Source organism: Pseudomonas sp. G5(2012) (genome assembly GCF_000408945.1).
Classification (GTDB): domain Bacteria; phylum Pseudomonadota; class Gammaproteobacteria; order Pseudomonadales; family Pseudomonadaceae; genus Aquipseudomonas; species Aquipseudomonas umsongensis.
On record NZ_APIO01000173.1, the window covers coordinates 1 to 12,828 of the forward strand.

The following is a 12,828-nucleotide window of genomic DNA, read 5'->3' on the forward strand; positions in this document are numbered from 1 at the left end:
CGGAAGCCATACGCATACCCCCCGCAGGAGCCAGGCTGCCGGCGAATGCGTACTCACAACCAATGACTGCCTTACAGGTGAAACACGAAAAAGCGCACCTGCCAGACGCCCTGTTCAGCCTGATAACCAAACCCAAAAAAACTACTCGTGGCCCTGCCCCAACCCATAAGCTCAAGAAATGCAAACCCCTGCCGATAATCAGGGCAATACGCTGTGGTAGGGTATTTTAGAAATGTGTCGTTATGGGTTTAGCGTATGAAAGAGATTTATCTATTGATCGAGCACGGCATCGATCAAGGCGAAGTGTATGTTCTTGGTTGGTTCGATGATGAGAAAAGGGCGAAGGAAGTCGCCGAGGAAAAAGAGTGGGAGGCGTATCGCGAAGCCTTGAAAACAGGACACGCCTGGTCGAATCACAAGCCGTTGGCGCCGGATCAAACGGAGTACCGTCGATTCTGGATCAAAGAGGTTTCCAAGTTTGATCGCGTCCCCGTCCCAAGGTCCTCGGCCGTTCATTGAGCCTCGCGCACGTGCTGACGCATCCCAGCAGCATCTGCGATTTGCTTTCCGATAGCCCGCCGTCGCAGCCTGGCCAAGCGGCCACCGGACAACCTGATGTCGAATGCACGCGGCTCCCTGTAGGAGCCAGCGGTGCGGAGATCTGACTCGCCGGCGAAACCTCCCGAAAGTCCAACGCACCGCTCAAGCCCGCCATCGCCGGCGCGACAGCCCTATGTCACCCACACTTTATGCGCTGGCTGTTCAGCCCATACTCTCTGAAGGGAACAGCATTACCCACAAAATGCTGACTTTGTGGGGGACCACATCCCTGTGCTCAATACTCGCGTTATAGAAATGACCGGTACTACGTCAAACCGCAACTAATACTCAGTATCACCTTCGATCTTGAAATGCATGACCCACCCCCTTATCGAAGTAACCAGGGCCATCAGAGGCATCAACATCAACAACGTCACAGCGATCACGGGCCAACTTGTCATATGCTTCCCCTTTTTCCAGCAGGATTCGGCAACGCGTCCTTAAACGAACTTCAGGCACCTTTAAACATAGTCACGCACTCTGTTTTACGCACTAAGACACAGCATCACAATTGCAGAAGCACGGCCATATCTGCCTAAATGCCCCACATTAAAGCGAGCTCACCCGAAACAAGGAAACGTTCATGCTCGTCATGCCCTGGCCATACCTGACACTCCTCTCTGCCGGCTATGTCCTGGCCCTCACCTACGGGCAAATTACCGCCCAGGCGAGCATCGCCATCATCCTGTTGCTGCTCACCGGTTTCGCCGCCCGGCAACAACACGCCCGCTACGTCCGCTATCTTGGTCATGCCGTATTCATCCTCCTGGCCCTCACCCTCGCTCTGCATTGGTGGCCGGGGTTTCAAAACGCCAGGATGATCGATCAGGAGCGCTTCACCGAGAACGCCGTGCCGTTCTCGATGTATCTCAACCTGGATAAACCGCTGATAGGCTTCTGGCTGTTACTCGTGTGCCCATGGATCATCGGCCGCCACTCATTTATGCAAGCGATAAAAGCAGGCGCCCTGACCCTCAGCCTAACGGCACTCGTTACGCTCGGGGGAGCATCGCTGCTGGGAATCGTAGAATGGTCGCCGAAATGGCCGCCGCAGGCATGGCTGTGGATAAACAACAACCTGCTACTGGTGACGCTAGTAGAAGAAGCGCTATTTCGCGGCTACATACAAGGTGGCCTGAGCCGGCGCCTCCAACACCTGCACTACGGCGAACACCTTGCCCTGTTAATCGCTTCTCTATTATTCGGGCTGGCCCACTGGGGGGCCGGTTGGGAGTGGTTTTTGCTGGCGACCCTGGCGGGCGTCGGTTACGGCCTGGCCTATCGATTCGGCGGACTGGCCGCTGCAATCTCCACACATTTCGGTTTAAATCTGCTGCACTTCGGCTTATTCTCTTATCCAATGATGGCCACATGAGCCATCATCCCGCGCACAACCCCAAGTCCTGACCGACTGGACAAATTTTGTCAAAATGCCCTTCCCGATGGCAAAAACGGCCGGTTATCGGTAGGGAACTATGCGACTTGACTCCTGTCCGGCCCAGCGTTTAACCTCCCGCCCCACGAATGGAAGCAATCTGCCCTACATTGGCGGATAGTCCTCTGAAAATGAATTCAAGCAACGCGTTTATCGCGCCGTTGTGCTGTGCGGTAAATCATGCTCAAGCCTCGCTCCCCCCTGCAAATCAAAAAATCCGTCATTTTCGCCTTGGTGTTGCGTGAAGCGCGCTCGCGTTTCGGCGACCGTCGTATGGGGGCCATATGGACGCTTCTCGAGCCCATTTGCCATCTTTTAGTGCTGAGCGTTTTATTCAGTTTAATACGTGGGCGAACGATCGCAGGAATTGATTTTCCAGTATTTGTGCTGGTAGGCCTTGCTCCCTTCCTGCTATTTCGGAATACAGCTCTACGCCTAATGAACAGTCCAAAGGAAAACCGCTCTCTGTTCGGCTATAAACAAATCAAACCACTCGACACTTTTATTGCAAGAATTCTAGTGGAGTTCAGCATCTCTGCTACCGTGTACGCAATTCTAGTTTTTGGATTTGCTTGGTATGGCTTTGATATGTCGATTCGGGCTCCCATTGAATGGATCATCACCATCGTATTGGGACTTTTGTTCTCATTCGGATTGGGTGTATTACTGTCATTAATCGCCCATGCACTTCCGGACAGTAAATTATTTATTCAGATGATGTTTTTTCCGTTGTACTTTATTTCGGGCGTTCTCATCCCTGCCACCTACCTGCCCCAAGAAATGCTGCCATTATTTCTGCTTAACCCATTCCTACACCTGTTGGAATTGATCCGATCCGAGATCTTCCCCTATTACGTTACTGTTGATGGCATCTCGGTCAACTACGTAATTGGCGCCACTCTAGTACTGCTATTTGTCTCTCTCGGGACCTACCGAGTGAGACGACTGCATCTAGTTTCCACTAAAAACGGCTAACTACAGGCTTCCCGTGTTCGAGCTCAGAAACGTCACCAAGTCGTACCTCACCCCAAAAGGCCGCCGGCATATTTTCCGTGACTTGTCATTCAAAATCCCAGCAGGAAAAAACATTGGCCTCATCGGACGAAATGGCGCTGGCAAATCGACACTAATGCGCCTCTTAGGCGGCGCCGATGTACCTGACTCGGGCACCGTTGCAACCGACAAGAGTATTTCTTGGCCCGTTGGTTTGGCCGGTGGATTTCAGGGCAGCATGACTGGTCGCGAAAACATTAAGTTTGTCTGCCGTGTATATGGCGCCGTGGGCGAAGCTATGCGCAAGAAGGTTGCGTACGTGGAGGATTTCGCGGAAATAGGCAACTGGATTGATGAGCCCGTGAAAACTTATTCTTCGGGTATGCGCTCACGTGTCGCGTTCGGTTTGAGCATGGCTTTTGATTTTGATTACTATCTAATTGACGAAGTTATGTCAGTTGGCGATGCACATTTCAAGCGTAAGTGCTCCGATGTCTTCGAGGAAAAACTACAGAAGTCTAAAGTGGTGTTGGTATCACACTCAATGGGCGACATAAAAAAACTTTGCGATGTCGTGTTATTGGTGCGTAATGGTGGAGTACAGATTTATGACGATGTCGATGAGGGCATCATGGCTTACAACACTTGATCTTCCTGATCGTGTCGTCACCGTTTTATTTCAAGGGTGCGTGTGGATATGAGTAGTATGGGTAAATTCAAAGGCTGGCGCCTAACGCTCGGACTGATAGTTATACCGATGGCGCTGGCGCTCATCTATTATAGCTTCTTTGCTGTCGACCGCTTCGTTAGCTCGGCTCAAGTTGTGGTGCGTCAAGAAGGTAGCAATCCGGGTGCGCAACTCCCAGGCTTAGGCATCTTGCTAAGCGGGACTAACTCAGCCTCCCGACAAGAAACTCTGTATCTACGTGAATTCATAGTCTCAATGGACATGATGCAACTTTTGGAAGACCGCCTACACTGGGTTGAACAATACGCCCAACAACGCAGCGATCCGTTTTTTTGGGTGAAAGCAGATACCCCTCGCGAAGAGTTGTTGAAATATTACCAACGCATGGTCTCTGCTCACTACGACGAAACGACTGGATTACTCAAGGTAGAAGTTCAAGCATTTAGCCCGCAACTAGCTGAGCAGATGGTCACAACCATACTGGAAGCGAGCGAGCACTTTGTAAACGAAGTCTCTCACAGTATCGCCCGCGAACAAATGAGGTTTGCACAGGGAGAGCTCACTGGCGCACAAACCAACTACGCCCAGCGCAAAGAAGAATTACTACGCTTCCAAAACATTAACAAAGTATTGGACGGCAGGAGTTCCGCACAAGGACGCGCTACTATTATCGAAACACTAGAGGGAGAAAACTCCAAGGAACGCGCAACATTAACAGAAATGTTGTACAAACTTGACCCTGATGCCCCCCAGGTAAAACAACAGCAACAACGCGTAAACGCGATTCGAGAACAACTTAGTGCCGAAAAACGACTATTGGTTTCGGCTCCCGATGGAGCTCAACTGAACGTTGTAGCCTCACGATTCCAACAATTGACTCTTGATGCGGGCATTGCTCAGGAAACCTATAAAACCGCCGTAGCCGCGCTAGATAACGCTAGAATTGAAGCAAGTAAAAAAATAAGAACCCTAGTAACAGTTATTAGCCCCAATACACCACAAATAGCTCTCTACCCAGAGCGCTTATATAATCTCGCCACCATCCTTATGGCGCTGCTTTTGCTTTACGGTATCACCCGCTTCCTAATTGCTTCTATCGAGGACCACCGTGATTAACTCCACTAACGCCCTGGCCCTTCGCCAATTAAGCTCAAACATGCGAAACAGTGCTGTTTTTGGCTTGATCATTGCCACACTCACTTTTTCCGGTTGCAGCGGTGTGATATCGGGCGCTGGCCCTTACAAAGGAGACGTCGAAAATCCAAACGCTGAATATGACTTAGTGGAAATCAATGCTAATTCAATAGCCCCCTTCATGCGTCCCGCTGCAAAACCGGCAAAGGCGAACATCACCTCTCCGCTTGCCCAAAGTGTCCGACTGATGGGTGGCGATGCGCTCAGCATTTTAATTACGGATAACGCTCCGGAGGGAAGCGGTCTTTTTGCACCGCTATCGAGTGGAGGCACTCAGTTTAAGGTGCGCATCGACTCTCAAGGCATGATTTCCTTGCCCTATGTCGGCCATCAGTTCGTCGCCGGCATGACCCTTATTCAAGTCGAAGATATGATTCGACAGAAACTTAAGGGTGTGACTTCTGACGTGCAAGCTCATGTTGATCTAATCGGCGATCTTTCTGGCTCGGTCTTGGTCGCCGGCGCAGTAAAAAGCCCAGGACGCTTTTCAACATTGCAAGGCCCACTGACTTTACTAGACGCCATCAACCAAGCTGGTGGCCCTGTAATGGAACCACATTTAGTTAACGTTACCATTCGCAATGGTGACCAAGTAAACACACTTAACTACGAAGAAATTTTAGCAGGTAACAACTCAACGCTCAGGCCCAATTCAGAAGTAATTCTTGAACGTGCGCGTAAGCGTTTCGTAGCAATGGGGGCCGTCGGCAGCCCGGGACTGCACGATCTGCCAGCTCAAAACACCAGTCTTTTGGACGCCTTAGGCTCCGTAGGGGGACTGAAAGAAGCAAACGCAAATCCTAGTGGCGTATTCGTTTTCCGCCTGAACGAATCGTCGAACATTACGAAACCACTGGTGATGCGAATTGACATGCGAGACCCAGCAGCAATTTTCTATGCGCGGAAAGTTATGTTGCAGCCTGACGACACGATCTATGTTACTAACGCGGCAGTCCACGAATGGCAAAAAATCATATCCCCCATCGTTCAAACGTTAGTTCTTGGTAGAACTATTGATAGTCTGCAAAAATAAGCCAAGGTGATTTTATGACAATCATAGTTAACCACGTACTATCAAATAATGTACACAGCGGAATATTTGAAGATATTTTTTCATACTTTTCCCGCTACACGTATCAGTACGCAGCACACATCCCAAGTGACAAGCCTATCATTGGCGCTCATGTTCGACACTATCATCGGCCGCACCTCGAAGAACGCTTGATTAAACCGTGCGTCGTAACTGTCCACCATGACTTGAGCGATCCGGATGGCTGGCTCTCAATTAATGCCTTTCTTGATCGTTACAAAGAAGCCGATACGGTTATCTGCTTGAACACCTTGCAACAGAAAAAACTTGCAGAATGCGGCATATTGAATACAGTCGTTATTCCTCACGGTTATAATCACCACCTAATCGACAACGCAAGACAGCTTGGCCGCGAAGATCGAAAAAAATTTACTGTCGCTGTAGTATCGAAACGCTACGCGAGAAAGGTAAAGGGGGAGGCATATCTATTTGAGCTTGCTAAACGTCTAGACTCCGACAATATAGACTTTTTGTTAATTGGAGACGGGCGTGCGGAAGAAGGTAATTCACTTCGCAATCTTGGCTTTGACGTTGAAGTCTATGAGCGGCTCCCCTATCCAACATTAATCGACGCCTACAGAGGCGTTAGTGCATTGTTGATGACTAGTTACTTTGAAGGCGGACCAGCCAACATACCCGAAGCTGCCGCAATGGGCGTACCGGTTCTAGCAAACCCAATAGGTATGGTCCCCGATTTAATCGAGAACGATAAACACGGCATCTATTTAACAATGGACCCCAGCGTTGACGCAGCCATGCTCAATGATCTATCAGAGCCTGGCAACTCAAGATATAAAGATTTGCTAGAGTCCAGTCGACAGCCAAGTGAAAATCTTATTACCTGGGAAGAGTCGATCAACTTAAATATGAAAGAGCACTTGAGCTTAATCAAAGAAAACCAAGTCTCAATCAATAAAGTATTAGAGCTATTCGCATGAGCAAATTTTTCATTGCTGACCCAATTCACATTAATAGAAAAAACTTTGGAAGTCTCTACGAGTATTTTGAGGAATCCAAGGCCCATACCATCTTTAATGAAGAACGGCAAAACTGGATCAGCTTGTTCGGTGACTACTCAGCGCACCAAGAGCAACTGAATGAAGAACTCCTTCACCTACAGTCACTGACCCAGGATGAACTTTTCAACTTAACCGTACTTGAAATCAATATATTCAAAGTAGCAAGAGCTGAAATACTCTCCCTACTCATAACTAGATCCACCATAATCAACACTCCGTTACCCGCCACACGACGAGAAATTTTTAACTATATATTTAACACAGAGAAAGAAACCTTACTTTTGAATATGGCTGCGGCTATCCAATGGATAAACCATTGGGCAACCACCATCAAAAAATACAACCCAAAGTTTGTTCTGGTTTTTTCTGGCAGTTTGATTTATGCACGCACCCTACTGGAATTATTGAAAAACAGTGCTCCACGTGCATTTGTGCTGGAAAGTTTTTTCACCGGCAGCGATAACTACATCGAAGAAAAATACGAGCCGATCGCAAACAACTCTAATCTAAAATTTAAGGCCTATTATCGCTCCCTGGGATCAAATGACTCACCAGCAGAAAGAGATCGCAACCGCAATAAGGCAGTAAACAAAATCCTCTCCGGCACTAACAAAAACGTCGTTCAACCTTTAGAAAGCAAAGAAAAATTATTCAAAAACAACCAGAAGACGGTACTAATTACCGGCCAGGTGTTAAATGACTTCTCGTTACTCGAACACAAAGATCTCGGCCTTAACTCCCTTTGTTTTTACAAAGAGATAATAAGGAAAGTACTCAGCGAAACCGATCTGAATGTGATATTTAAAGCACACCCTTGGGAAAGGAAAAAGAAAAACATAACAACACCATTGACATTCAATGAGCTATCGTCGCACTTCGAGACTAACGAAAAAGGCTACAATAGCAGCGAGCGCCTACTCATTCTAGAAGATTACAACATCAAATCAATCTTCCGACAAACGGAATATGTATTAGGGCTCAACTCCCAGGCATTATTAGAAGCTGCTTTCGAAGGGTTCCAACCAATTCAATTTGCGAATGCATTTTATGGCAACCTGGGATTTACGTCAGACTACTCCCTTGAGAAGGTCGACGATTTCATTGATGATCTAAAAGCAGGAAAAGTTCCAAGTCGACTTGGACTTGCACAATACAGATCATATGAAGAATTTATTACCAAAGCACTTCAATTCTCATTAGTTTCGGCATTTCCATCCGGAAAAATTATGCTAAAAACTATTTTTAACATAACTCCTCACATAACACTCATCTCCAAACAAGCACAAAACGCAAAACCACAAGAAACTAAAGCTGCAGCACCAAAACAAACAGTTCAACCCGAAAAAACGTCGCAATCGGCACAACCAGCAAAACCAACGAAACCAGTGCAGCCAGCGAAACCAACCAAACCAGCGCAACCGGTTACCGCACCCGCACCCGCACAAACACCTGCATCATCCGAAAAAAATCCTGATTCAAAATCTAAGAAAAAGTGGGGGAAATTCTTTAAATCTCCGAAAAAATTTTTCTTAGATTCAAAGAACAAAAAAATTAGATGGCTACATCATTTTTTTTGGTCACTTTCTTAACAGCAAAAAAAATGCGACGCCATGTTTACATACGTCGCATTTCTACCACTCAAGAGCACCGAACAAAAATATAATCACAGCCCCCATTAATACACCAAGCTTTAAATCTCAGCAATCAACCTTATAGGCCATACATAAAATTCACATCCTTGTGAACTTCGAGCCAAACAAATTACTTAGTATCTTTAACCCAATTCAGTTCTTTGATATTTCCATTAAAATGCTGATAAACATCAAGCGGGAAAAAATCTGCCAACTCTCCGATAGAAATACCTTTACTCACTCTTCCAGTCTTATACGCACTCAGCTGAATTTCATTATCAAAAGTTGCAACTTTTGAAGTTTTGCAATCAAAACCTGCCAACACAAAATTATATAAAAGATATCCAGCATTCCAAAGTGAATTAGTATTACCCGAGCCTATATTGTTCGAGTAAGCAGGACATAGCAAAATGCAAACCCCTCCTTCTTTCAACAAACTATAAGCACGATCTAGGTAACTACCTACATTTCGCTGCCTGTGCAACTCAGAAAGAATCACCACATCACAGGAAGATGCAACCGCTTCGGAAAGCACCAAAGCATTAAACTCACCACCCAACACCTTATTATCCGCCGCCACTGTAAAACCAGCGCTAAAATTCACCAGATCAAATATTTCTTTCCTTCCAACCTTATGCTTTTTTCTCTCAAAGGTTGCGCTCTCAACTGAAACATACCCTCGATGAATATTATTCACCAAGGAAAGTATTCTATCTGTGCTTTTCTTATTCTCCACTAACATGGAGAGGCTTTCAGACAACGACATTAAAGTAGAAGTTAAATTCCCTGAAACAGGCTCCGCAACAACAGCGGGGACTGTTTTTTCAACTATTTGAGAAGCTTTATCTTGGGCGCCCCCCCCCTTCTCTTGAAAACCACCCCATTGCTGACCAACATTTCTCAGCACTGAAACATCTCGCTGAAACTCTATTTGAATATCCTTGGCCACCTGATCAAAACTAGAAACAGATCTTTCAGCATCAAATCTAGGATGTATAGCTATAATATTAGCACCCACAACATGTTTGAGGCCGCGCCGTCTCAATCTTTGAACTATATCTTGATCCTCATTCCCGTATTTTTTGAACCTTTGGTCATACCCGCCAATTTCTAACAAAACTTTGCGTTGCACAGATAACCAAGAACCGTGCGGCATATCGCTCGCCACACCTCGCGGCCCATCAAGCCTATTATCAAAGAGCCGATAATGTACGCCCGTGATATATACTTCATCGCCGTGCGTATTTAGTAGCTTATCCATTTCATCCAGGGGATCAGAAAGGTGAATAATATCACCATCACAAAAACACACGCGCTGACCTCTTGCCGCTTTAATCCCTGAGTTTCTTGCAAACCCAGGATTGCGATACTCCGAATTCAACTTATCAGTATTAATCAGACGAACAAAATCATTTTCCTCAGCCGCACGCTCAAAATACGCCTGAGTATCATCGGTCGAGCCATCGTTGACTATTATTATCTCAAAGTCATTTTGCTTGCGCGCTTTAACTAAATTTAAAATAGAATACATCGAACTCCGAGTAATATCACTCCGATTAAACGTCGGAATGACTATAGAGTATTTAATGTCAGTGCTCGAAGTTCCCATAAACCCATATCCCTAAAAATTGTGCAGGGCATCTGCTAAGAGACACCCAATAAAACATCTGTAATTCCAAAAACGGCATCGACCTTACGATCAGATCACAAGCAGCTATTTTCCATCCATTGAAGTTATCGTCAGCAAAGGAAAATACTTAATCAAAAATCTCCACAACCCCCACCACCTCATCACTTCCATCAGCAGTCACTGGCAGCGCCCGAATCTTATGTTCGAGCATATAAGCCTCAGCCTCAGACAACTGAGCCGAAGCCTTGACTGTGTGCGGGTTTGGCGTCAGGAATGTGGAGACGTTTTCATTCACGACACCTGGGTTGTCCAACAGCGCACGACGTAGATCGCCGTCGGTAACGATACCAATGAGTTTGTCGTTATCCATAACCAGGGCTAGGCCCAGTCGACTGGAGGTCATAACCAAAAGGCAATCGTGGAATGAGGTGTCGCGGGTAACTTTGGGGATATTGGTGTGCATTACGTCGCTAACTCGGGTGAGCAGTTTGCGACCGAGACTACCGCCGGGATGGTAACGGGCGAAGTCCATCGGTTTGAAGTCAAGGGCGCTAATCAGCGCCACGGCCAGTGCGTCGCCCATGGCCATGGTGGCCAGGGTGGAGGTGGTCGGTGCCAGGTTATTTGGGCACACCTCGCGCTCGACCGAGATGTCTAGCCAGATGTCAGCGTGTTTGGCCAGGGTGGATTGGCCATTACCGGTCATGGCGATGATCTTGTTGCCGAAGGATTTCAGGCTTGGGATCAGCTTGATGACTTCTTCGGTCTCGCCGCTGTAGGAAATCAGGATCAGCACATCTATCGGTTTGAGCATGCCGAGGTCGCCGTGGAAAGCTTCCGCAGGATGCAGGAACAGGCTTGGGGTGCCGGTGGAGGCGAAGGTCGCGACCATTTTCTGGCCGATCAACCCTGATTTGCCCATGCCGCATACCGCTGCACGACCTTTACAACCAAGGATCAGTTCGACCGCGCGCTGGAATTCGCCATCCAGGCGTTCGGCCAACTGACTGATGGCTTGCGCTTGGGCGCAGAGGGCTTCTTTGGCAATTGGAAGGTGATTCATGGGGACGCTATCGTTCCTTGATTTTGGAGGCGCGTATGTTAACGGCTCAGTGTCAGAGAGGGAATGTAGATATCCCGCCGCCGGTAGGAAATTGGCGGTTTTGTTGCGCGAAACATACGTTCAAGTACCCGTTGGATGGCAATCAACGGATGAGGGCCGTACTATCGCGCCTCGTCTGAGCTCCGACATAACGGGCTAGACGAGCATTCGAGTTAACCGTGGATTCGGCCACTGCAGAACATCCCTATAGGCTGAAGAACCGGATCCAAGTCACAGGGTCAGCTGAAATTGCTTTAAATACGTCGCCCGTCCGAGCAAAAACATGACAAAAGACGCACGAGAGTTGAAAAGTCAGCTTCGTTTTTCCACAAGTCTTTTTAAACTGACACGACCAAAATGGACCACACACTCAAAAATAATTAACATTAATTGCTGAATGAATCAACGCGTCGCACATTCTCCGAAATGGACTATAGATATTGAAAATCACCCCAACCATCGAATGCTCCAACACCGCCCCCTTCGTCCTTTTTGGCGGCGTCAACGTCCTCGAATCCCTGGACCTGGCCCTGACCGCCTGCGCCGAATACGTGCGAGTCACCGAGAAACTGGGCATTCCTTACGTCTTCAAGGCCAGCTTCGACAAAGCCAACCGTTCCTCCATCCACTCCTATCGCGGGCCTGGCATGGAAGAAGGTCTGCGTATATTCGAAGCGGTAAAGGCCGAGTTCGGTGTACCGGTGATTACCGACGTTCACGAAATTGAACAGTGCGCACCTGTCGCCGAAGTGGTCGATGTGCTGCAACTGCCTGCATTCCTGGCTCGGCAGACCGATCTGGTAGTGGCTTTGGCCAAAACTGGCAAGCCAGTGAACATCAAGAAACCTCAGTTCCTGAGCCCATCGCAAGTGCAGAACATCGTGCACAAGTTCAAGGAGGCCGGTAACGACCAACTGATTCTCTGCGACCGCGGCACATGCCTGGGCTACGACAACCTGGTAGTGGACATGCTGGGCTTCGGCGTGATGAAGCGTACCTGCGCGAACCTGCCGATCATTTTCGACGTGACGCACGCCCTGCAACAACGTGATCCGTCGGGCGCTGCATCGGGTGGTCGCCGCGAGCAGGTCGTTGAATTGGCCCGTGCCGGGATGGGCGTCGGCCTGGCAGGTCTGTTCCTGGAAGCTCACCCGAACCCGGATCAAGCCAAGTGCGACGGCCCAAGCGCCCTGCCACTGGATCAACTGGAGCCGTTCCTGGCCCAGATCAAGGCACTGGATGACTTGGTCAAATCGTTCCCGCCACTGAACATTGCATGAAGCCAAGTCTGTTGAAACAAGGATTGTGAACATGGCAAGTACAGAACAACGGGTCGCGATTGTCATTCCGGCTCGCTACGGCTCGACCCGCCTGCTGGGCAAGCCGCTGGCTGATATTGCCGGCAAGCCAATGGGGCAGCACGGTTACGAACGCGCCCCGCAAGTA

12 protein-coding genes are annotated in these 12,828 nt (G+C 48.2%); 10 read left to right on the forward strand and 2 right to left on the reverse strand.

Features of this window, described 5'->3' with window-relative positions; genetic code table 11:
- Nucleotides 1-255: 255 nt before the first annotated feature.
- The 8 genes from PG5_RS31640 to PG5_RS31675 all read left to right on the forward strand — a co-directional run bounded on the left by PG5_RS31640 (nucleotide 256) and on the right by PG5_RS31675 (nucleotide 8,608).
- A complete protein-coding gene (locus PG5_RS31640) occupies nucleotides 256-519 on the forward strand; it encodes a hypothetical protein (protein ID WP_020801156.1) in 264 nt (87 codons plus the stop codon).
- Between the two features lie 664 nt (nucleotides 520-1,183).
- Nucleotides 1,184-1,975, forward strand: a complete 792-nt coding sequence (locus tag PG5_RS31645) for a CPBP family intramembrane glutamic endopeptidase (RefSeq protein ID WP_020801158.1) — start codon at nucleotides 1,184-1,186, stop codon at nucleotides 1,973-1,975.
- A 240-nt stretch (nucleotides 1,976-2,215) separates the two neighbouring features.
- Nucleotides 2,216-3,010 (forward strand): ABC transporter permease, encoded by a 795-nt coding sequence (locus PG5_RS31650; RefSeq protein WP_081648203.1) that lies wholly within the window; start codon nucleotides 2,216-2,218, stop codon nucleotides 3,008-3,010.
- Between the two features lie 13 nt (nucleotides 3,011-3,023).
- A complete protein-coding gene (locus PG5_RS31655; protein ID WP_042955931.1) occupies nucleotides 3,024-3,677 on the forward strand; it encodes an ABC transporter ATP-binding protein in 654 nt (217 codons plus the stop codon).
- A gap of 48 nt (nucleotides 3,678-3,725) precedes the next feature.
- Nucleotides 3,726-4,832 (forward strand): ABC transporter permease, encoded by a 1,107-nt coding sequence (locus tag PG5_RS31660; RefSeq protein ID WP_042955932.1) that lies wholly within the window; start codon nucleotides 3,726-3,728, stop codon nucleotides 4,830-4,832.
- A 40-nt stretch (nucleotides 4,833-4,872) separates the two neighbouring features.
- A complete protein-coding gene (locus tag PG5_RS31665; RefSeq protein ID WP_042955939.1) occupies nucleotides 4,873-5,943 on the forward strand; it encodes a polysaccharide biosynthesis/export family protein in 1,071 nt (356 codons plus the stop codon).
- A 14-nt stretch (nucleotides 5,944-5,957) separates the two neighbouring features.
- Nucleotides 5,958-6,938 carry a glycosyltransferase family 4 protein gene (locus PG5_RS31670; RefSeq protein ID WP_042955933.1) on the forward strand — a complete coding sequence of 327 codons (981 nt, stop codon included), beginning with the start codon at nucleotides 5,958-5,960 and terminating at the stop codon, nucleotides 6,936-6,938.
- A complete protein-coding gene (locus tag PG5_RS31675; protein ID WP_020801164.1) occupies nucleotides 6,935-8,608 on the forward strand; it encodes a cps5B protein in 1,674 nt (557 codons plus the stop codon). Before PG5_RS31670 ends, PG5_RS31675 begins: the two co-directional genes overlap by 4 nt.
- Before the next feature lie 172 nt (nucleotides 8,609-8,780).
- Here PG5_RS31675 and PG5_RS31680 read toward each other — a convergent pair whose 3' ends face one another.
- Entirely contained in the window at nucleotides 8,781-10,259 is a 1,479-nt protein-coding gene (locus PG5_RS31680) for a glycosyltransferase family A protein (protein ID WP_020801165.1), read from the reverse strand.
- Nucleotides 10,260-10,407: 148 nt separating this feature from the next.
- Nucleotides 10,408-11,343: an SIS domain-containing protein gene (locus PG5_RS31685; protein WP_020801166.1), complete on the reverse strand. Its 936-nt coding sequence runs from the start codon at nucleotides 11,341-11,343 to the stop codon at nucleotides 10,408-10,410.
- Between the two features lie 476 nt (nucleotides 11,344-11,819).
- Between PG5_RS31685 and kdsA the strand changes: the two genes are divergently transcribed.
- Both kdsA and PG5_RS34025 read left to right on the forward strand, forming a co-directional pair.
- Nucleotides 11,820-12,662: a 3-deoxy-8-phosphooctulonate synthase gene (kdsA, locus tag PG5_RS31690; RefSeq protein WP_042955936.1), complete on the forward strand. Its 843-nt coding sequence runs from the start codon at nucleotides 11,820-11,822 to the stop codon at nucleotides 12,660-12,662.
- A 31-nt stretch (nucleotides 12,663-12,693) separates the two neighbouring features.
- On the forward strand, nucleotides 12,694-12,828 hold a 135-nt coding region (locus PG5_RS34025), incomplete at its 3' end, for a cytidylyltransferase domain-containing protein (protein ID WP_371106626.1).